11 protein-coding genes are annotated in these 21,996 nt (G+C 71.4%); 6 read left to right on the top strand and 5 right to left on the bottom strand.

Going from position 1 to position 21,996, the window contains the following annotated elements:
• Positions 1-509 precede the first annotated feature (509 nt).
• Positions 510-1,193 carry a DUF6875 domain-containing protein gene (locus tag AB0H56_RS08800; protein ID WP_357159383.1) on the top strand — a complete coding sequence of 228 codons (684 nt, stop codon included), beginning with the start codon at positions 510-512 and terminating at the stop codon, positions 1,191-1,193.
• Positions 1,190-15,364 carry an amino acid adenylation domain-containing protein gene (locus tag AB0H56_RS08795; protein WP_357159380.1) on the top strand — a complete coding sequence of 4,725 codons (14,175 nt, stop codon included), beginning with the start codon at positions 1,190-1,192 and terminating at the stop codon, positions 15,362-15,364. The genes AB0H56_RS08800 and AB0H56_RS08795 overlap by 4 nt, the downstream gene beginning before the upstream one ends.
• On the opposite strand, the gene AB0H56_RS08790 is transcribed toward AB0H56_RS08795, so the two are convergent.
• Positions 15,361-15,645 carry a GNAT family N-acetyltransferase gene (locus AB0H56_RS08790; protein WP_357159377.1) on the bottom strand — a complete coding sequence of 95 codons (285 nt, stop codon included), beginning with the start codon at positions 15,643-15,645 and terminating at the stop codon, positions 15,361-15,363. The two genes, AB0H56_RS08795 and AB0H56_RS08790, sit on opposite strands and share 4 nt — an antisense overlap.
• 37 nt (positions 15,646-15,682) lie before the next feature.
• Positions 15,683-17,056: an FAD-linked oxidase C-terminal domain-containing protein gene (locus tag AB0H56_RS08785; protein WP_357159374.1), complete on the bottom strand. Its 1,374-nt coding sequence runs from the start codon at positions 17,054-17,056 to the stop codon at positions 15,683-15,685.
• Between the two features lie 298 nt (positions 17,057-17,354).
• On the opposite strand from AB0H56_RS08785, the gene AB0H56_RS08780 reads away from it, so the two are divergent.
• Both AB0H56_RS08780 and AB0H56_RS08775 read left to right on the top strand, forming a co-directional pair.
• Entirely contained in the window at positions 17,355-17,693 is a 339-nt protein-coding gene (locus tag AB0H56_RS08780; protein ID WP_357159371.1) for a hypothetical protein, read from the top strand.
• A 59-nt stretch (positions 17,694-17,752) separates the two neighbouring features.
• Positions 17,753-18,256, top strand: a complete 504-nt coding sequence (locus tag AB0H56_RS08775) for a GtrA family protein (RefSeq protein ID WP_357159368.1) — start codon at positions 17,753-17,755, stop codon at positions 18,254-18,256.
• Here the strand turns inward: AB0H56_RS08775 and AB0H56_RS08770 are convergent.
• The 3 genes from AB0H56_RS08770 to AB0H56_RS08760 are packed head-to-tail and all read right to left on the bottom strand — an operon-like array spanning position 18,227 to position 20,183.
• Positions 18,227-18,898 (bottom strand): Type 1 glutamine amidotransferase-like domain-containing protein, encoded by a 672-nt coding sequence (locus AB0H56_RS08770; protein WP_357159365.1) that lies wholly within the window; start codon positions 18,896-18,898, stop codon positions 18,227-18,229. The two genes, AB0H56_RS08775 and AB0H56_RS08770, sit on opposite strands and share 30 nt — an antisense overlap.
• Positions 18,898-19,740 (bottom strand): maleylpyruvate isomerase family mycothiol-dependent enzyme, encoded by an 843-nt coding sequence (locus AB0H56_RS08765; protein ID WP_357159362.1) that lies wholly within the window; start codon positions 19,738-19,740, stop codon positions 18,898-18,900. Before AB0H56_RS08765 ends, AB0H56_RS08770 begins: the two co-directional genes overlap by 1 nt.
• Positions 19,737-20,183, bottom strand: a complete 447-nt coding sequence (locus AB0H56_RS08760; protein WP_357159359.1) for an HIT family protein — start codon at positions 20,181-20,183, stop codon at positions 19,737-19,739. Before AB0H56_RS08760 ends, AB0H56_RS08765 begins: the two co-directional genes overlap by 4 nt.
• A 375-nt stretch (positions 20,184-20,558) precedes the next feature.
• Between AB0H56_RS08760 and AB0H56_RS08755 the strand changes: the two genes are divergently transcribed.
• Both AB0H56_RS08755 and AB0H56_RS08750 read left to right on the top strand, forming a co-directional pair.
• Positions 20,559-21,677, top strand: coding sequence for a Re/Si-specific NAD(P)(+) transhydrogenase subunit alpha (locus AB0H56_RS08755; protein ID WP_357159356.1), 1,119 nt, complete (start codon positions 20,559-20,561; stop codon positions 21,675-21,677).
• Positions 21,677-21,979 (top strand): NAD(P) transhydrogenase subunit alpha, encoded by a 303-nt coding sequence (locus AB0H56_RS08750; RefSeq protein WP_056818017.1) that lies wholly within the window; start codon positions 21,677-21,679, stop codon positions 21,977-21,979. The genes AB0H56_RS08755 and AB0H56_RS08750 overlap by 1 nt, the downstream gene beginning before the upstream one ends.
• Positions 21,980-21,996: the final 17 nt, after the last annotated feature.

Here is a 21,996-nt window from a genome sequence, read left to right as displayed (position 1 = left end):
CCGGCATCTCCGACGGCCCCCGACGTCTTCGTCGGGGGCCGTCGCTGTTTTCCCGGGCCGTCCGTCATAGTTGCGCCGTGTTATCTGAATTTCCCCTGCTCGGCGGGCGTTTGATGATCGAAATGTGGCCGTTGATAAAGCGGAAATCGTACCGGGAAATTTGTCCGCGATCGGAGGGTTATTTATTCGTAGCCCTGGAGCGAATCGTTTCGCGCTGTGCATGCCATATACCAGGACAGGTGGGATCCAACTGAGCCGTCGGGGCTGAGGTACGTGGCCGATGTCGAATCCTCCTGAAGTAGATAAGGGTCTGTGAGCTGGCCCTTTCGGCCGTCTATAGCAGGAGTCGACAACATGGTGCATAACGTTGAAACCTTGTGCGAGCGAGGCCTTTCCGGATATCAGGCCGGCCCCCTTCGCGTGTGCGCGGCGTTGTCGTCGGTGAATATCCGACCTCGTGGGTGGCGAGGTGAATCATGACCGACGTTATTTCTGGAACCCGTTCTGGTATGAGCTGGTATCCGTTGTCGACTTCCGACGAGGCGTCGCGTTTCACCCAGGCCACACTCGACGGACTCCGTGAATGGGCGCTTGACCATTTGACCCAGCCGCTGGACGAGATCGGCCGCGACGGCCCGGTCTGCCCCTATGTCGGCCCGGCGATGCGCCGTGACCTCATCTGGGTCGGCCGGGTCGCGGGAGCGCGGCCGTGGCCGCCGTACGTGCGGCTGGTGATCGAGGACGCGCTCGAGCTGTTCCCCCGCCTGGCGCCGGAATCGGGCGGCTCCGCCGTGCTGCGCTGCCTGGTGACGGCCGTGCCCCAACTACGCGACTACGCGCTGATCGACGAACTGCACGCCGAACTCAAGACCCGCTTCGTCGAACGCGGTCTGATGCTCGGCCAGTTCTATCCCGGCTGCAAAGAACCCGGCCTGTGGAACAAGGACTACCACCCGCTCGACGCGCCGATCCCCATGCTGGTGGTGCGCACGATGATGGCCACCGACTTCCCGTTCCTGCTCTCGCGCCCGGAGTGGATGTCGGCCTACGTCAAGAAGTTCGCGCCCGGCCTGCCCGCCCATGTGCGCGAGGTCGTGGTGGGCAGGCTCCTCGCGGGCACGAACAGGGAGGTGCCCGAGTACCACCTGGACGTGCCGCCGCAGCCCGTCGGCGCCGGGAGACGACAGCGATGACCAGCGAACTGTCCACCGCGCCGACCAGTGCTTCGGCAGCGGTCGAGGAGTTTCCGCTCTCGCCCGCTCAGCTGGGGATGTGGTACGCCCAGCAGCTCGATCCCACGGTGCCGCTCTACGAGGCGCAGTACATCGACATGCGCGGCCCGCTCGACCTCGACCTGCTGGTCGCGGCCTCGCAGCAGGTGAGTCGCGAGTTCGAGTCCGGGCTGCTGCGGCTGGTCGACACGCCCGACGGGCCGCGCCAGGTGGTCGACCGGCGCATCGAGCTGACCATGTCGCAGCTGGACTTCTCCGGGGCCGCCGATCCGGAGGCCGAGGCGCTGCGGTGGATGCGCGCCGACATCGCGGCGCCGATCGACCTGCTCGGTGACCGGCTCGTGCTCACGGCCCTGATCCGGATCGCCCCCGACCGAGTGCTCTGGTACTCGCGCGCCCACCACATCGTGGTCGACGGCTTCGCGTCGGCGACAGCGCTGTATCGCGTCGCCGAGCTCTACAACGCCGCGCTCGCCGGGCGGGAACCGCCGCCGGGCCGGGCCGCGAGCCTGCGCACCGTGCACGAGGCCGACCTGCGCTATCGCGCGAGCACGCGCTTCACCGCCGACGCCGAGTACTGGGCGCGGCGGACCGCCGACATGCCGGCGCGGTGCAGCCTCGTCGACGCCGCGGCGCCCGCGCACGCGCTCGGCCGCCAGCACCGCGCGGAGCTGCCCGCCGCGACGAAGGCCCGCCTGGACGCGGCCGCGGCCCGTTTCGGTGTCGGCACGCCGGGTCTGGCGATGGCCGCGCTGGCCGTGTATTACGCGCAGGCGACCGGCACCGACGACGTCGTCCTGAGCCTGCCCGTGTCCGGCCGCACCACCGCGACGCTGCGCCGTTCGGGCGGCATGCTGGCCAACGTGGTGCCGCTGCGGGTGCGGGTCGCCGAGGACAGCACCGTCGCCGAGCTGGTCGACGCGATCCGGGTGGAAGTCTCGGGCGCGCTGCGGCATCAGCAGTTCCGGCACGAGGAGATCCGGCAGGGCGAGGCCGGTCGCGGTTTCGTCGGGCCGGTCGTCAACATCATGCTGTTCCCGGCCGAGGTCGACTTCACCGACGTGCGGACGAGCCTGCACGTACTGTCCTCTGGCCCGATCGAGGACCTGTTCGTCAACTTCTATCAGCACGGCGCGAGCAGCCCGATCCACGTGGACTTCACCGCCAACCCGGATCTCTACGACTCCGACACCCTGTCGCGCCACCATCGGCGGTTCCTGACCCTGTTCGAGGCGATGATCGACGCGGACCCGGCGACACCGGTCCGTTCGCTCGAGTACTTCCTCCCGGACGAGCGGTCGTTGCGCGCCGGGCTGTCCGGCGCGCCCGCACCCGCCCCGCGCCTGCTCGCGGAGGTGCTCGACGACGGTCTGCGGGCCGCCGGTCCCACCGCGACGGCCGTCGTCTCCGGCGATCGAGCGCTCAGTTACGGTGCGCTGGAACAGGTTTCGGAACGTTTGGCGCGCCGGCTCGTCGCGTCGGGCGCGGGCCCGGAGACCCCTGTGCTCGTGGCGTTGCCGCGGTCGATGGAATCGGTGGTGGCGTTCTGGGGCGTCGTCCGTTCGGGCGCCGCCTATGTGCCGGTGGGGGTGGCGAATCCCGCTGAGCGGCTCGCGACCATGGCTGCGGAATGTGGTGCGCAGCTGGGCATCACGACCGCCGACCGCGTCGAGAAGTTGCCTCGATCGGTGAATTGGATTGTGCTGCAAGAAACCGATGTCGAAGCCGAGAACCGTGACGCGGCTGCCGCCGGTTCCGGTGCCGAAGGAACTGCTGATGCAGCGCTCCCTCGGCCGACGACGGACAACCCCGCCTACATCGTGTTCACCTCCGGGTCCACGGGTACGCCCAAGGGCGTCGTGGTGACCCACGGGGGAATCGCCGCGCTGGCGGCGGCAGTCCGCGATGCCTATGGCGCGGACCAGGATTCGCGCGTATTGCACTGTCTCAACCCGAGTTTCGACGCCTCACTGCTCGAATTGCTGGTCGCTTTCACCGCGGGAGCGACCCTGGTCATCGCCGATTCAGACGCGGTGGCGGGCACTGCGCTGGCGGCGGTGATCCGCGACGACGCGATCACCCACCTGTGCTCGACCCCGGCCGTCCTCACGACGCTGCCCGCGGGCGCGCTCGACGGTGTCCGGGCGGTTTCCACCGGCGGCGAAATCTGCCCACCGGAGGTGGTTGCCCGATTCGGCACCGGCCGGGCCCTGGTGAACTCCTACGGCCCATCGGAAACCACGGTCGCCGCCACCTTCACGCCGCCGCTGAGGTCCGACCGTCACGCGGGCCTCGGCGCGCCGATCCCCGGCGTCACCCTGCACGTCCTCGATCGGTGCCTGCGACCCGTCCCGGCCGAAACCCGCGGCGAGCTGTACATCGCTGGTCCCGGCCTCGCCCGGGGTTACGCAAGCCGCCCCGGCGCCACCGCCCAGCGCATGATCCCCAACCCCTACGGCGCCCCCGGCGAACGCATGTACCGCACCGGCGACCTGGTCCGGTGGCACGCCGCCGAAACCGCCGGCCACGCGTCACCCGACCGAGACGGCGCCGACCCTCACCGCGACGACGAGGCGATGGCATCGTCGGCGCCCGGTGCGGACCGAACGGTGAGTGGTGGAGTACTTCACGTCGACGGCGCTCGGTCGACCGGCTTCGTGCTGGAGTACCTGGGGCGCAGCGATTTCCAGGTGAAGTTGCGGGGGATGCGGGTCGAGCCAGGGGAGGTCGACGCGGTGCTGGCCAGCTGCCCGGGGGTGGAATTCGCGGTGACGGTGGTGCGGTCCGGGGCGTCGGGGCGGGACATGCTCGCCTCGTATGTGGTGCCGGTGCACGATGAGCCGATGTCGCTCGACGGGGCGATGCTGCGGGAGTACTGCCTGGAACGGTTGCCCGCGCACCTGGTTCCGGCGACGGTGACCGTGCTGGATGCGTTGCCGCTCACCGGAAACGGGAAGGTCGATCGGCGGGCACTACCCGAACCGGTGGCCGCGCCGGCGGTGCCGAGGGCCGGTGCCACCGCGGTGGAGCAGGCGCTGTGCGCCCTGTTCGCGCAGGTCCTCGGGGTACCCGAGGTGTCGGCGGAGGCGTCGTTCTTCGCGCTCGGCGGCGACTCGATCCTGTCGATCCAGCTGGTGTCGACGGGCCGCGCCGCCGATCTGATCTTCACGGCGCGCGACGTGTTCGAGCATCCCACCCCGGCCGGGCTGGCCGCGGTGGTGGCCGAGCCGGGGGAGCGGCAGGTCCTACGCGAATTACCCGGCGGCGGAGTGGGTTACGTGCCGCGGACGCCGATCGTGGACTGGCTGCTCGCCCGCCCGGGCTGGCAGCACTTCGCCCAGACCATGGTGCTCGCCCTGCCCGCCGGCATCGATCGCCCCACCCTGGTCCGCACCCTCCAGGCCGTCCTCGATCGCCACGACATGCTCCGCGTCCGCGTCGTCGACGGCGACCGTCTCGAGGTGGCCGCCCCCGCGATCATCGACGCCGCCACGGTGCTCGACCACCGCCGCTGCGCCCGGCTCGACACCTCCGCCATCGACGCGGCGACCGCGGCGGCCGTGGACCGCCTCGACCCCACAACCGGGACCGCCCTAGCCGCGATCTGGCTCGAGCAGGCCGACTGTGATCATGAAACGGCCGACCGCCCGGACAACGGCGCGGACGGGCTCGGTACGGCCGACCGTCCGGACAACGGCGCGAGCGGGCTCGATACGGCCGCCCGTCCGCAGGACGGCGCAACCCGGCTCGATGCGGAACACCCCGCCTCGCGAATGTCCGGAAACGGCGAGGATTGGTCCATCCCGGCGCGCGGCAGTGCGGTCGTCGACGAGTTCGACCCGGGGTGCGGCGGCGCGGCGTCGGGCAACGGCCTACACCACACCGTTTCCGCGGCCCGGCTCGACGGCGACCACGCCGACGTGGAGTACCGCGGGACCGGCGGGCGGCTGGTTGTCGCCGTGCATCACCTTGCCGTCGACGCGGTCTCGTGGCGCATCCTGATCGCCGACCTCATGACCGCCTGGAGCGCTGTCGCGGAGGGGAATTCGCCCCAGCTGCCGCCGGTCGGCACCTCCATGCGGACGTGGGCGCATGCGCTCGCGGCGGCCGCCGACGCGCCGAAGTGGCGCGAGGAGTTCGACTACTGGAGCGGCGTGCTCGAGACACCGCAGCCGCGATGGGGCCGTCGGGACCTGGACCCCGCGCGCGATGTGGGCGCCGGGCTGGACCGGGTGGAGATCACCCTCGCGAACGAGACGAGCGCGCAGCTGGTGCGGCATCTGCCGACGGCCCTGCGCTGCGGCGTCGAGGAGGCATTGCTCGCCGCGCTGGTGGCCGCCGTCTCCGAGCATCACGGCACCTCCGGCCCCGCGCTGCTCATGCTGGAACGTCACGGCAGGGACGAGACGGTGGTGCCCGGCGCCGACCTGTCGCGCACCGTGGGCTGGTTCACCAGCCAGTTCCCGATCGCGCTCGACCTCGGCGCCGACCCGGACCCGGTCGCCATGGTGGCGGCGGTGAAGGAGCAGCTACGCGCGGTTCCCCACGGCGGCTTCGGTTTCGGGCTGCTACGCCACCTGCGGTCGGACACGGCCGAACGGCTCGCCGCCCTGGGCGAACCACCCGTCGGGTTCAACTACCTGGGCCAGCTCGCAGGCACCGACGCCGGTCTCCCGTGGCTGCCCGTCGACGTCGCGGATCGGCTCGGCGCCGCCGGTGACGCCGAGCTCCCCGCGAACGCGGTGCTCGCCGTGGACGCGGTGACCATCGAGGACGCGGACGGGCCGCGGGTGCACGCGGTGTGGCGGTTCCCGTCGGAGGTGATCACGCGCGAGGAGGTGGCGCGGATCGCCCGGCTCTGGGCAGCGAGCCTGACGACCATCGCGCGGGCGATCGCCGAACCGGGCGCGGGCGGGCTGACACCCTCGGACATCACGCTGGTACCGGTCACCGGAACCCAGCTCGGCGACTGGCAGCGCCGCTACCAGGGTATTGAGGACGTCTGGCCGCTGTCACCGTTGCAGCAGGGCCTGCTGTTCCACACCCGGCTCACCGCGGGGCACCCCGACAAATACGTCGTGCAGGCCGTCTTCGCGCTCGACGGCGAGGTGGATCCGGCGCGGCTCGAGTCCGCCGCCGCCGCCCTCGTGCGCAGGCATCCGGCGCTGCGCACTGCCTTCGTGACCACCGCCGACGCGGCGGTGCAGCTGGTCGTCGACGAGGTCACCGTGCCGTGGCGGGTGCTCGACGCGAGCCCGGACGACTGCTCCCGCCTCGCGGCGGAGGAACTCGCCCGCCCGTTCGACCCCGAACGGCCACCGCTGCTGCGGTTCCTGTGTGTGCGGTGCGGGCCGGGCGATACCCGCTTGATCGTCACCAATCACCATCTCGTACTCGACGGCTGGTCCATGCCGCTGCTGTTCGGCGAGCTGCTCGCGCTGTACGACACCCCGAGCGCCGCCCTCCCCGAGCCGGTCTCCTACGAGCGGTATCTGAGCTGGCTGCACCGCCAGGACGCCGCCGCGGCCGAGGCCGCCTGGTCGGACGCGCTGACCGGACTGGCCGGACCGACCCTGGTCACCGCTGTCCGTCCGCCGCTCACCTACGACGGCGAGCCCGCCGAACTGCGCCGCGAGGTACCGCTGGCGCCGGGCACCTGCGCCGGGCTGGACCGTCATCGTGCCGAGCGTGGCGTCACGCTGAACACCGTCGTGCAGACCGCGTGGGCGCTGCTGCTGGCCGAACTGACCGGCCACACGGATCTCGTGTTCGGCACCACGGTGTCCGGTCGCCCGCCGGACCTGCCGGGAGCGGAACGCATCGTCGGCATGCTGGTCAACACCGTTCCGGTGCGCATCGGCCTGACCCCGGCGGAGCCGGTCGGCGACCTGCTGGCCAGGGTGCAGCGCGAGCAGGGTGCGCTGGTAGATCGAAACATCCTCGGTCTCAACGAGATCCAGGCGATCGCCGGACTCGGTCCGCTGTTCGACACCAGCATGGTCTTCGAGTCGTATCCCCTGGATGTCGAGGCCCTGCGGGCCGCGTCGGCCCAGGCCCAGCTGCGGGTCCGCGAGTTCCACGGCCGCGACGGCACCCACTATCCGCTGTGTCTGGCCGCGTTCGCCCACGACGGTCTGCGGCTCGAACTCACCTGCTCGGACCGGTTCTTCGACGAGGCGGAGGCCACGGCCCTCGCCCAGCGGCTGGCCAGGATCGTCGACCAGCTGACCGACCCGGCGCTGCCCACGGCGGCGGTGCGCGGTGTGCCCGGCGGTGAGGTCGTCCGCGTGCGGCCGCGGCCCGTGCGCCTCCTGCCCGACCTGATCGCGGACGGCTTGGCCGACGACCGGATCGCCGTGGTGGACCCCGTGACAACGCTCAGCTACACCGACCTCGACAGCCGGTCGAATCGGCTGGCCCGCGCCGTCATCGCCGCGGGTGCCGGCCCCGAGGACCCCGTTCTGCTCGCCCTGCCGCGCTCGGCGGACTGGCTGCTGGCCGCGTGGGCGATCGCCAAATCCGGCGCTGCCTTCGTCCCCGTCGACATCGACCACCCCGCCGACCGGATCGCCACCGTCGCCCACGGTTGCGGCGCCCGCCTCGGCATCACCGGCGACAAGTATCGAAAGAACATGCCCGACAGCGTTTCCTGGCTGAGCATCGACGGCCGGGTCGTCGCCGGAGACAGCCGAACGGATTCGGCGAGCGAGCCGACGACGCACGCTTCCCCCATCGACGCGGCGTCTGCCGGTGACGGCATCGCGGTGGCGTCGTCCACGCGGGACGAGCAGCGAAGGTCCGTGGCCGACTACTCGACGCGGCCGGTGACCGATGCCGACCGCGTCCGCCCCCTGCACGCCGGGCACCCCGCCTATCTGATCCACACCTCCGGCTCGACCGGAATTCCCAAGGGCGTCATGGTGTCCCATGCCGGCCTCAGCGGACTGGCAACCGGTATGGCCGAGCGCCTGCGAACCCGACCCGGCGACCGGCTGCTGCTGTGTATGAATCCGGCCTTCGACGCCGCGATCCTGGTGTGGCTCACCAGCTGTCACACCGGCGCGACACTGGTGATCGCCGCGCCGTCCGCCACGGCGGGCGACGCGCTGGCCGACACGATCACCAGCACCGGGGTGACCCACCTCGTCGCCCCGCCCGCGGTCCTCACCACACTGCCGACGGCCGCCGTCGCCGGCGTGCGCACGATCGTCACCGGCGGCGAATCCTGCCCGCCCGAACTGGTCGCGCGCCTCGGCCGCGGCCGCACGATGCTCAGCTCCTACGGCCCCGCCGAAGCCACCGTGGCCGTCACCATGAGCACCCCGCTGAGCAGGGACGACGCGGGCGACCTCGGCGCTCCGCTGCCCGGCTGCGGCCTGGCGGTCCTGGACAGCTGGCTGCGCCCGGTGCCACCCGGCGCGGTCGGCGAGCTCTATCTGATGGGGCCAGGACTGGCCCGCGGCTACGTGGGCGCGGCCGCCCGCACGGCGGAACGGTTCGTGGCCGACCCGTTCGGCGCGCCCGGCGAACGGATGTACCGCACCGGCGATCTGGTGCGCCGCACCACGGCCAATCGGCTGAACTACGTGGGCCGCAACGACTCCCAGGTGAAGCTGCACGGAATCAGGGTGGAACCGGGCGAGGTGGACGCGGCCCTGCTCGGCGCGCCGGGCGTTGCGCTGTCGGTGACCGTGCCACGGCAGGGCCTCGACGGGAATCAGACGCTGGCCTCGTACGTGGCACCGGTCGCCGGCGCCGAGCCGACCCCGACGGCACTGCGCGAATTCCTGGTGCGCAGGCTGCCCCGGCACCTGGTGCCCGCCACGGTCACCGTGCTCGACGCGCTGCCGGTCACCGGGAACGGCAAGGTCGACGTGCGCGCGCTGCCGGAGCCACGGGTCACCACCGCGCCCTATGTCGCGCCGGTCGGCGCCGAACGCCTGGTCGCCCAGGCCTATGGCGCGGTGCTCGGCCGGGACGGGATCGGCGCCGACGACGACTTCTTCGCCCTCGGTGGCGACTCGCTGTCGGCCACCCGGGTCGCCGCGCGGCTCGGCGCCGAACTCGGTGTCGAGGTGCCGCTGCGGCTGCTGTTCGAGGCGCCGACCGTGCACGGGCTGGCGGCCCGGCTCGGCGGCGAGACCGTCCTGCCCGCGAACGCGCTCGGCGGACCGTCCGCCGGACCGCGCCCCGACCGGATCCCCCTCGCCCCCGCGCAGCGCCGCATGTGGTTCGTCAACCAGTACGACCCCGACTCCGGCGCCTACAACGTCCCGGTCGTCCTGCGGCTGAGCGGGCGCCTCGATGTCGCGGCCCTGCGCGCGGCGCTGATCGACGTGGTCGGCAGACACGAGGCGCTGCGCACGATGTATCCCGATCACGACGGCGTCGGCTACCAGGTGGTGGTGGCGCCGGAGGAACTCGCCGACCATGTCGAGCCGATCGACATCGCCGAGGCCGAGCTGACGGATGCCGTCTTCGACTGTGTCACCGCCGGTTTCGATGTCGCCGCCGCTGTTCCGCTGCGCGTGCGCTTGTTCCGGCTCGCCGCCGATCGGCACGTGCTCGCCGTCGTCGTGCACCACATCAGCGCCGACGGATACTCGATGGGCCTGCTGGCACGCGACGTGATGACCGCCTACACCGCCAGGGTCGCCGATCGCACGCCGCGGTGGCCGTCGGACCCGGTGCAGTTCGCGGATTACACCCTGTGGCAGCGTGATCGGCTCGGTGACCCGGACGACCCCGACTCACCGGCGGCCCGTCAGCTCGCCTACTGGACCGAGACACTGGCCGGGCTGCCGGATCGCCTGGAGCTCCCGGCCGACCGCCCGCGCCCGCCCGTGGCCTCGCTGCGCGCGGGCACCGTGCACCGTGTCGTCGACGCGCGTACGCGGGCGGCGCTGGAACAGCTCGCCGCGACCGACCACTGCTCGCTGTTCATGGTGCTGCACAGCGCGCTCGCCGTGCTGTTCGCCCGGCTCGGCGGCACCGACGACGTGGCCGTCGGCACGCCGGTGGCCGGGCGCGGCATCGCCGAGCTCGACGAGGTGGTCGGCATGTTCGTCAACACCGTCGTGTTGCGGACCCGGGTCGGCGCCGCGATGCCGTTCACCGACCTGCTCGCGCGCGTGGGGCACACCGACCTCGACGCCTTCGCGCACACCGCGGTGCCCTTCGAACAGCTCGTCGACCTGCTCGACCCGGCGCGCTCGGCCGCCAGGCACCCGATCGTCCAGGTCATGCTGGTGTTCCAGAATCTCGGCCACACCGAATTCGCGCTGCCCGAACTCCAGGTCGAGCCCCTCGATCTGGAGCAGCGCAGCCTGCGCTTCGACCTCAGCGTCACTGTCGGTGACGACGGCGCGGGCGGCCTGTCTGCGCGCTTCGGCTACGCCACCGACCTGTTCGACGCGAGCACCGTGGCGCGCTTCGCCGACCGCTGGCTGCGCATCCTGCGCGCCGTCGCCGCGAATCCCGCTGTGCCGGTGGGTGATATCGATCTGCTCGACGCCCGCGAGCGCACCATCCTGCCCGGTGCGGCGCTCCCCGCCGTCGCCCCGCCCGCCCTGCTCCCCGACCTGTTGCGCGCCGCCGCCACCCGCAACCCGGACGGCGTCGCGATCGTCGACGGGACAACCGAACTCACCTACCGCGAACTCGACCGGCGCTCGAACCGCCTGGCCCGCAGCCTGATCCGCGCGGATGCCGGTCCCGAACGCCCGGTGGTCGTCGCCCTCACCCGCAGCGCCGGCTCCGTCCTCGCCGTTTGGGCCGTGGCCAAAACCGGCGCCCCCTTCGTCCCCGTCGACCCGGCCTATCCGACCGGCCGAATCACCCAGATCCTCATCGACTCCGGCGCGACCCTTGGCATCACGAGCACCCGAGCCGAAGGGCTCCGCCCCTGGACGGCGCCGCCTCGCGCGGAGGGGGCGACCGCTGACCTGGTGCCCGCCGAGATGACCGCTGGGTCGGCCGCTCACCTGCCGAAGGCCGATGCCGGGACCGCCGCGGCGACGACACACACGGTTGCGCCTCCTCCGTTGGCTGCTGGCGGCGTGTTGCCCGCTGGTGTAATACGCGGCGAGGGTGGCGTGGTGCCCGCTGGTGTGGTGTCTGGCGAGAGAGTCGCTGTGGCTGCCGGGGTTGTGCCTGGCGACCGTTCGGGTAGTGGCGGGGAAGCTGTGCGGTGGTTGATGCTCGACGACCCGGCCTTCGTCGACGAGCTTGCGGGCACCTCGGACGCGCCGATCGATCCCACGGAACTCCGCGGGCCCGCGCGACTGGCGAACCCCGCGTATGTCATCTTCACCTCGGGTTCGACCGGCCGCCCCAAAGGTGTGGTCGTGACGCACGCCGGTCTCGCCAATCTGGTCGCCGCGCAACGGGAACGGCTGGGCCTGACCGCCGACTCCCGGGTACTGCACGTGGCATCGCCCAGCTTCGACGCCGCCGTGCTGGAACTGCTGCTCGCGGCGGGTGGCGCCGCGACGCTCGTGGTCGCCGGGCCGACCGCGTTCGGCGGCGCGGAGCTGGGGGAGCTGCTCGCGCGCGAGCGGGTCACCCACATCGCGCTCACCCCGTCGGCGCTCGGTTCGGTCGAGGCCGTGCACCACGAACATCTGCGCGCGATCATCACCGGCGGTGAGCCGTGCCCGCCCGAGCTGGTGCAGCGGTGGGCCGCGCCGGGCCGCGTCCACTTCAACGACTACGGTCCCACCGAGGCCACCATCTGGGCCACCGGCACCGGATCGCTGCGCCCCGGCGGCGAGATCACCATCGGCACCGCGGTTCCCGGCCTCGCCGCGATGGTCCTCGACGAGCGCCTGCACCCCGTCCCCGACGGCGTCGTCGGCGAACTGTACCTGGCAGGCCCCGCGCTGGCCCGCGGCTACCACGGCCGACCGGGCCTCACCGCCGCTCGCTTCGTCGCCAACCCCCACGCACCCGCAGGCACCGTGGCGCGCGGCGAACGGATGTACCGCACAGGAGATCTCGTGCGCAGGCGCGCGCACGTTCTGGAGTACCTCGGCCGATCCGACCTGCAGGTGAAGCTGCGCGGTCTGCGGATCGAGCCGGGGGAGATCGAGGCGGCGCTCACCGCCGATCCGGCCGTGCATCAGGCCGTTGTCACAGTGCACGCCGACGACGCCCTCGGTGAGCTGCTCGTCGCGCACCTGGTGCCGGAACTCGGTGCCGCGTTCAGTATCGATGCGATCAAAGAGGCGCTGGCGCAACGGCTTCCGTCCTACATGGTGCCGACCGCGTTCGTGGTACTCGACGCGCTGCCGCGCACCGGCAACGGCAAGCTGGACCGGCGTGCGCTGCCCGCCCCCGACCTCCGGTCCGGCCGCTTCCGCGCACCGGTCACCCCCACCGAGCGGACCGTCGCCGACACCTTCGCAGAACTGCTCGGCGTCCCCAGGGTCGGCCTGGACGACGACTTCTTCGCCCTCGGCGGCAACTCACTGATCGCGACCAGGATCGCGGCCAGGCTCGGCGCCGCCCTCGACACCAGGATCCCGGTCCGCATGGTCTTCGACGCGCCAACGGTGGCCGAGCTGGCCGCCGCCGTGCGCACCGCCGCGGCACCGCCGGGCCCACGGCCGGGCCCACGGCATCGCCCGGACCGCCCGCCGCTCTCGGCGGCGCAGCGGCGCATGTGGTTCCTCAACCGGTACGACCCCACCTCCGCGGCCCACAATGTGCCGATCGCGCTCGAACTCGACGGCCCGCTCGATCTCGAGGTTCTGCGGGCGGCGCTCACGGACGTGGTGGCCCGGCACGAGTCGCTGCGCACGGTGTACCCGGTCGACGCCGACGGGGAGCCGTACCAGCAGATCCGCCCGGTGGCCGCCGCCCGGATCCCCGTGCGGGTCGCCGACTGCGCGCCGGAGCGGATCCACGAACGCGTGGCCGAGGAGATCGGGCGCGGCTTCGACCTCACCACCGAACTGCCGTTGCGGGTCACCCTGTTGCGCGTCGACGAGCACCGGTCCGTGATCGCGGTCGCGATGCATCACATCGCCTCCGACGGCTGGTCACTGGCGCCGCTGACCCGCGACATGCTGCTCGCCTACGCGGCGCGCCTGGCCTGCACGCCACCCACCTGGACCCCGCTGCCGCTGCAGTACGCCGACTACGCGCTGTGGCAGCACGAACTGCTCGGCGCCGAGGACGATCCCGACAGTGTGGCGCACCGTCAGCTCGCCTACTGGCGCACCACCCTCGACGGCCTGCCCGAGGTCTCGGCGCTGCCGACCGACCATCCGCGCCCCGCGGTGCTCACCCATCGCGCGGGGCTGGTGGAATTCGAGATCGACGCCGCGATCCAGCGGCGGGTCAGGGAGCTGGCGCGCTGGCACGGCGTCAGCGTGTTCATGGTGGCCCACGCCGCGCTCGCCGTGCTGCTCGCGCGGCTGTCCGACACCACCGACGTGTCGATCGGCTCGGTCATCGCGGGCCGTGGCGACGGCGAACTCGACGATCTGGTCGGCATGTTCGTCAACACCCTGGTGCTGCGCAGCCACGTGCATCCCGAGGCGACCTTCGACAGCCTGCTCGCCGCGACCAAGGACGGTGACCTGGACGCGTTCGGCAACGCCGATGTGCCCTTCGAACGGCTCGTCGAGGTGATGGCGCCCGCTCGGTCCACCGCCCACCACCCGCTGTTCCAGGTGCTGCTGGTCTTCCAGAACTTCGACCGGGAACCGGTGGAACTGCCCGGCCTGCGGGTCGAGCCGCTCGAAATGCCCCCGGTGGGAGCGAAATTCGATCTGGAGTGGATGCTGGCGGAGGACGTGGACCCCGACGGCGCGCCCGCCGGGATCTCGGGCACGCTGACCTTCGCCCGCGACCTGTTCGAGGAGTCCACCGCCCGCGGCCTGGGCGAACGGTTCGTCGACGTGCTCGCCGCGCTGACCGCGAATCCGAAACTGGCACTGGGCGACCTCGACGTGACCGCGCCGCCGGGAACGGTCGTGTACCCGGTCGCGCCGGTGCACCGGGTCGACCTGCCGTACCGGCCCGCGGTGACGCCCACCGAGCACGCCGTGGTCGCCGCGTTCGAAACGGTCCTCGATGTCGAACGAGTCGGCTTGGACGACAACTTCTTCGAGCTCGGCGGCACCTCCATGGTCGCCATCCGGCTGGTGGCCGAGCTGCGTGAGCGCCTCGGCGTCGCCATGCCGGTGCAGTGGATGTTCGGTGACCCGACGCCCGCCGCGCTGGCCCAGCGGCTCGCCGACGCCGAGCACCCGGCCGTCGATCCGGCGCTGCGCACGGTGCTGCCGCTGCGGGCGGGCGGCGCCGGACCCGCCCTGTTCTGTGTGCACCCCGCGATCGGCGTCGCCTGGTGCTACGCGGGTCTACCCGGCCACCTCGACCCCGGGTTCCCGATCTACGGCCTGCAGTCGCCCGGCATCGCGGCCGAACAACCTGATCGGCCGCTGCGCGAACGCGTCCAGCGCTACGCCGACGAGATCCAGGCACTCCAGCCCGCGGGCCCCTACCGGCTGCTGGGCTATTCCGCGGGCGGACCGATCGCGCACGCCGTCGCCGTCGAACTCCAGCACCGCGGCGCCGCCGTCGACCTGCTGGCGATCCTCGACGGCCGCGCCGACGTCGACCCGGCCAGCGCCACCGAACTCCCGCCCCCGGAGGCCCTGCTCACCGAATTCGGTGGCCTCGATCCGGCTGCGGCCCGCGACGCCGCCCACCTCGTGCGTGCCGACGCCGCATCCGATCGAATCGAGCCGCCAGCGTCGCCGGCCGATTCCGCGGCGGATCACGTGCCCGCCGCACCGCTGTCCGGCGCCGACAACGAGGTCGGCGCCGGCAACGAGGGTCTGCTCGGCGGCATCACCCCCGCCACCCTGCGTCGCCTCTACTCCGACTACCAGCAGGTGATCCGCGAGTGCGCCACCTACCAGCCCGAGGCGTACGACGGTGACCTGCTCTTCTTCAGCAGCACCAGTGCCCGCCCCGGCTACGAGCCCAACGCCGCCACCTGGCGTCCCTACGTCACCGGCGCGATCCTCGACAACCGGATCGGCCACGAACACAACCGCCTCACCACCCCCGCGGCCCTGTCCGTCATCGGGCCGATCCTGGCCCGATACCTGCGGAGCTAGGCCACCAGGTCGGCGTATTCGCGGTGTTCGGCGATGTATTTCTCGACGTACCAGCAGGTGGGGATGACCTGGTAGCCGTTGGCACGGGAGTCGTCGAGGCCGTATTTCACCACGTCGGCGGCCACGCCCCGGCCGCGGTACTCGGGGAAGGTCATGGTGTGGTGGAAGTCGCGGACCTTGGTGTCCTCGCGCTCGGCGTAGTCGGCGTAGCCCGCGAGGACGTCGTCGTGGTAGATCTCGTAGCGGGTGTCGGCGACGTTGTGCTCCAGCCTGGTGGTCATACCGGATGCTAACCCGGCCGCTCGGCCGGTTGTTCCGCTAGAGGACCGCGCCGGGGTTGAGGATGCCCTCGGGGTCGAGCGCGTCCTTGATGCGACGGGTCAGCGCCATCACCTCGGGCCCCACCTGATCGGGCAGCCACGCCTTCTTCAACCGGCCGACGCCGTGTTCGCCGGTGATGGTGCCGCCGAGGGCGATGGCCAGGTCCATGATCTCGCCGAAGGCGCGGTGCGCGCGGGCGGTGTTGTCGGGGTCGGTGGGGTCGTGCACGATCAGCGGGTGGGTGTTGCCGTCGCCCGCGTGCGCGATCACCGACACCAGCACGTCGTGGCGTTCGCCGATGGCGGCGACGCCGGTGATCAGGTCGCCGAGGCGGGGCAGCGGCACGCCGACGTCCTCGAGCAGCAACGGCCCGATCCGTTCCACCGCCGGGATCGCGAATCGCCGTGCGGCCGTGAAGGCTTCGCCTTCGGCGGCGTCCTCGGTGTCGAAAACCTCTGTGGCCCCGGCCTTCTCGCACAGCGACACCATGGTGCGCGCTTCGTGGGCCGCGAACTCGCCCGGCGCGTCGGACCGGGCGACGAGCAGCGCGGCCGCGGTGCGATCCAGCCCCATCCGCATCTCGTCCTCCACGGCGTTGATGGCGACCGTGTCCATGAACTCGAGCATCGCGGGCCGCAGGGTCGAGGTGATGGCCAGGATCGCGTCGGTGGCGGCGGTCAGCGTGCCGAAACTGGCGACCACCGTCGCCTGCGGCGGCTGGGCGGGCAGCAGCCGCAGCGTGAGCTCGGTGATCACCCCGAGCGTGCCCTCGCTGCCGACGAACAGTTTTGTCAGCGACAGCCCCGCCGAGTCCTTCAGCCGCGGACCGCCGAGCCGCACCGCGGTCCCGTCGGCGAGCACCACCTCCATGCCGAGCACGTAATCGGTGGTGACGCCGTACTTCACGCAGCACAGTCCGCCCGCGTTGGTCGCCGCGTTGCCACCGATCGAGCACATCTCGAACGAGGAGGGGTCCGGCGGGTACCAGAGTCCCTCGGCGGCCACGGCCCGCTTCACCTCGGCGTTGAGCAGCCCGGGCTGGACGACGGCAGTCCGGGTGACCGCGTCGACCCGGATCTCGCGCATCAGCTCGGTGCTGAGCACGATCCCGCCGTCCACCGCGGTCGCGCCACCGGACAGGCCGGAGCCTGCGCCGCGCGGCACCACCGGCACGCGATGCGCGTGCGCCCAGCGCAGGGTGGCCGACACATCCGCGGTGTCGCGCGCCCGCACCACCGCGATCGGCGTGCCCGCGTCGGGATCACGCGCCCAATCCTGGCGGTAGCCGGCGAGCAGATCGGGGTCGACGACCACCGCTCCGTCCGACACCGTGGCAATCAGCGCATCGAGGTCAACCCTGCTCTCGTCCACCTGTCAACGCTAACCCGGTCGGGGCGCCGGTAGGGGCGAGACGCTGGTGATCATCCGTCCAGGTCGGCTGCCCGGTGGGTGCCGGTCACCATGCCGGGAAGCGGCGAATTGTGATCCAGCGCGCCGGGTTGGTGTATACGGCGTCCAACCCGTCACAATGCTCGTAACGGGTGTGCCGGCCACGATTCCGCACCGGGCACCCGGCGTGTTTCGAGTTCCGCTCCACGGTGTGCCGCTCGCGCAGTGCGTTTCCTCCGAGACGCCGCGTCGCACCGTCTGTCGCCGGGAGGGCCGGAAGATGATGGAACCGCAGGACCGAAGCGAACTGGTCGCCGCCCTGCTGGCCGCCGAGTACGCCGACGCGGGCATCGATCCCGACGCGATGCGCCTCGTCCACGCGGGCGAGCACGAGCAGTGGCTGTCGGCGCTGGAAGCGACCGGCATGTTCGGTGTCCGCGCGCTGGCCGACATCGCCGCGGAGTGGACGGCCGACCCGGCCCTGCTGCGTGACGCCCTGCTCACCGAGGCCGACGAGTTCACCCGCCGCCGGTGCCTGAGCGTCTGGGCCACGCTGGATCAGCGGCCTGCGCCCGGCGGCGAGGCGGCGCGGGCGCGGGCCATCGCCCTGCACCGCTGAGCCCGGCCGTTCGCTTCCAGCTCACCCTGACGTCACCTGGCGCTGGCAGGCTGGGCCGCGTGGAGCAGCACGCGAGTGTCACCGACTCGATCGCCGACCGGTTCACCCGCTGGTGCGAGGCGGTCGTCGCCCGGCTGCCCTTCGGGCTGGACCGGATCGTCCCCCCGACCCTGCTCGGCTTCGCGCTCATCAACAGCTTCACCTTCGGCGTCGACCTGCTGTTGCTGACCCTGCTGCACGACGGGCTCGACCTGCCGGTGTCGCTGTCGATCTCGCTGGCCTACATCGTCGCCTTCGGCCTGGCCTTCCTGCTCAACCGCACCTTCAATTTCCACTCCCACGCCCCGATGGGCAAGCAGGCCGTCGTGTACGCGGTGGTGGTGCTGGTGAACTATCTGGCGTTCATCCTCGGCGTCGGCTCCGGATTGGTCGCGCTGGGGGTGGAATACCACGTCGCGAGGCTGCTCGCCGGTGCCTGCGAGGCGGTGTACATGTACTCGGCGATGCGCTGGATCGTGTTCCGGCGCAAGCGATCAGCGGATCCGGTCGCCGTCGACCGGTGAGCCGCCGCGCAGCACCTCGGTGCGCCCGCCCGCGACCACGACGACATCGTCGTCGGTGAGCGCCCAGTGCGCGACCCCCTCGTCTCGGTACCTGGCGAGCAGGCGCGGCGCCTCCCCGTCGGGATCGGTGGCCGAGTCGAGATGCACGACGAAGCGGCGATCCACCAATCCCAGTCCGTCCCAGCGTGGTTCGACGCCGGTGGCGGGCAGCACCTCGGCCGGATCGTCCATCGTCTCCAGGCCGCGCAACGAGGGCGCCAGCAGGCAGGCGCCCGCGGAATAGCCCGCGTAGGCCAGCGCGTCCTCGCGCAGCAGGGCGGGCAACACGGAATCCGCTCCGCTGCGGGCGAATTGGGCGCGCAGGACGAAGGTGTTCCCGCCGCGCACCCACACGGCGCCGAAGTCGCGCAGCCGCCGCTCCAGCTGTCCCGGCTGTCCGGCGTAGTCGCGCAGATCCACCACCTCCGGTGTGTAGCCCCGCTGCCGCAGCGGAGTCACGTCGCTGGTGACCGACGCCGACCACGCGGCGGGCCACGCGTCGCAGGCATTGGGGATCACCGCGATCCGCGCGGCCGGGCCGACGAGCTCGGCGAACCGGTCGGCGAACGCGCCGAAGCGATAGGACGCCAGGAACAGGCGCATCAGATGGTGAAGGCCAGATTCCGTACCAGGCGCTCGCCGAGGGCGGTGTCGCCGTCGAGGGTGATCTGGTCGCGGTGCGCGTCGGCGGTGGTCCGGCCGCCGCGCAGCCGCGCGAACAGTCCGGAGTCCAGGCCGATCGTCGCGGTGGGCGCGCCATCGGCCTCGTCGAGGACGGCGCCGCGCCCGTCGATCACCGCCAGGTTGATCTGCCGCGGCACCGCGCCGGTGAGCTCGATGGTGACCCGCGACCCCTCCGGCGCCTTGGCGCCCTTCACCAGCGGACGGCCAAGTCCCATGGTGAGTTCGGTGTAGGCGGTCTCGGCGCGCTCGCCGCCCTCGGCGACGGTGCGCCCGATCCCGTCGGCGAGATCGAGTTCGTGCATCCAGCAGTCGAACAGCCGTACCCGCATGAACCGGCCGTACGGCACCTGCCCGACCGGCGAGACCGTCGGCGCCTGCCAGGCCTGCTCGTCCATCGCGACGAGTGCCGCGCGCCGGCGATCGGTCACCTCGTCGAACAGGGCGAGCAGTCGCTTGCCCGAGAGCGGCCGCAGCCGATCGACCCAGATCTCGTTGAGCACCGCGACCTCGTTGCGCACGTGCGGCAGGGTCCGCACATCGGTCTTGGGCCGCAGCGGATCGTGCGGCGGCGGGGTCTCACCGAGCAGCCAGGACTCGGTGCCGACCACATGCGCGACCACATCGAACAGCGTCCACCCCGGCAGCGGCGACGGCCTGCGCCAGGCGTTCTCGTCCAGATCGGCGACCAGGATGCCGATGGCCTCCCACTGCTGTGCGAGCAGATCGGTGAGCTGCTCGCGGTCGGGCGTGCGTTGGGTCATCCCTGTGCTCCTTCTGCGTGGGCCAGCGCGGTGAGTCCGGCGCGGATCGCCGCCGCGGTCGACTCGGTGTCGTGCGGACGGCGCAACAGGAAGCCCTTCGCGAAGCTGAGTTTGTCACCGTGCCTGCGCGGAACCACGTGCAGGTGCACATGGCCGACGGTCTGAAAGGCCGCGGTGCCGTCGTTGAGCACGAGGTTGGCGCCGTCGCTGGCCAGGCCGCCGCGGCGCAGGGCGCGCGCGAGCCGATGACCGGTGCGGAAGACCTGCGCGCCGAGATCGGGATCGAGATCGTCGAGCTCGGTGGCGTGCCGCTTCGGGACGACGAGCGTGTGCCCGCGGGTGATCGGCCGGATGTCGAGGAAGGCGCAGACCGCGTCGTCCTCGAAGACCTTGGTCGCCGGCGCGGTACCCGCCACGATCCGGCAGAAGACGCAGTCGTTCACAGCCTCGACCCTACGGTGTGGACATGACGCGCGTCACGTCCGGCCGACTACCCGGTCGTTCGACCAGGATTCGGACCCGGAGGTAAGTAGCCCACCACGGTGTGCGTTCTTGTCCGGCCCTACCTGCGGCGACGAATCTGATCATGGACGCGGACCCGCGTCCGACGGCAAGAAGGGGCGTCAACTTGGCGAAACAGGTCGGCTCTGTCCGATTCGGGGTTCCGCTGTCCAGCACTCCGCTGTGACGGGCATCTCGGCTAGGCTCACCGCGAGCCGAGTACAGTTGCGAGGATTTCAGCCGAACTTACTCGCAAGTAATATCGGCTGACCCGTTGTTCCCAGGCTCGAAGCCAGCACGAAAAGGAAGTCTGACTAGTGGAGACAACGCAAAACGTTGGCGAGGGTTCGCCGCGCGGCGCGCGTGTCGGAGTCGTTCGCGAGTCCGGCGCGGGTGAGCGGCGGGTCGCTCTGGTGCCCAAGATCATCCCCGCCCTGACCAAGCAGGGCGTCGAGGTGGTCGTGGAAGCCGGTGCGGGCCTCGGCGCGCTCATTCCCGACGCCGCCTATGTGGAGGCGGGCGCGACCATCGGTGACCCGTGGTCCGCCGAGGTCGTCGTGAAGGTGGCACCGCCCAGCGATGCCGAGGTGGCCAAGCTGTCCTCCGGGCAGACGCTGATCGGATTCCTCGCGCCGCGCAACGCCGACAACCAGATCGGCGCGCTGAAGTCCGCGGGCGTGCAGGCGTTCGCGGTGGAAGCGATTCCGCGTATCTCGCGGGCGCAGGTGATGGACGCGCTGTCCTCGCAGGCGAACGTGGCCGGCTACAAGGCCGTGCTGCTCGCCGCGTCGGAATCGACCAGGTTCTTCCCGATGCTCACCACCGCCGCGGGCACCGTGAAGCCGGCGACGGTGCTGGTGCTCGGCGTCGGCGTTGCCGGTCTGCAGGCGCTGGCCACGGCCAAGCGTCTCGGTGGCCGCACCACCGGCTACGACGTGCGCCCCGAGGTCGCCGACCAGGTGCGTTCGGTCGGTGCCCAGTGGCTCGACCTCGGCATCGACGCCGCCGGTGAGGGCGGGTACGCCCGCGAGCTCACCGAGGAGGAGAAGGCCAAGCAGCAGCAGGCGCTCGAGGACGCGATCAAGGGCTTCGACGTGGTGATCACCACCGCACTGGTGCCCGGCCGTCCGGCGCCGCGCCTGGTCACCGCCGCCGCCGTGGAGGGCATGAAGCCCGGCAGCGTGATCGTCGACCTGGCCGGGGAGACCGGCGGCAACTGCGAACTCACCGAGCCCGGCGAGATCGTCGTCAAGCACGAGGTGACCATCGCCTCGCCGCTGAACCTGCCCGCGACCATGCCCGAGCACGCCTCGGAGCTGTACTCCAAGAACATCGCCGCGCTGCTGGAACTGATGCTGGTCGACGGCAAGCTCGCGCCCGATTTCGACGATCAGGTGCTCGCTGACTCCTGCGTCACCCGTGAGGTGGAAGCCTGATGTACACCGAACTTCTCGCCAATATCGCGATTCTCGTGCTGTCCGGCTTCGTCGGATTCGCCGTCATCTCCAAGGTGCCCAACACCCTGCACACCCCGCTGATGTCGGGCACCAACGCCATCCACGGCATCGTCGTGCTCGGCGCGCTGGTCACGCTGGGCAATGTCAAGGACCCGTCGCTGCTGGTGCAGGTGATCCTGTTCGTCGCCGTGGTGTTCGGAACGCTGAACGTCATCGGTGGCTTCGTGGTCACCGACCGCATGCTCGGCATGTTCAAGGGTAAGAAGAAGGCGGCCGAGTGATGCACGCAGTCGACAAC

The sequence above is a fragment of the Nocardia sp. NPDC050717 genome (assembly GCF_040654275.1).
Taxonomy (GTDB): Bacteria; Actinomycetota; Actinomycetes; order Mycobacteriales; family Mycobacteriaceae; genus Nocardia.
This window is presented reverse-complemented; position numbering and strand designations above follow the sequence as displayed.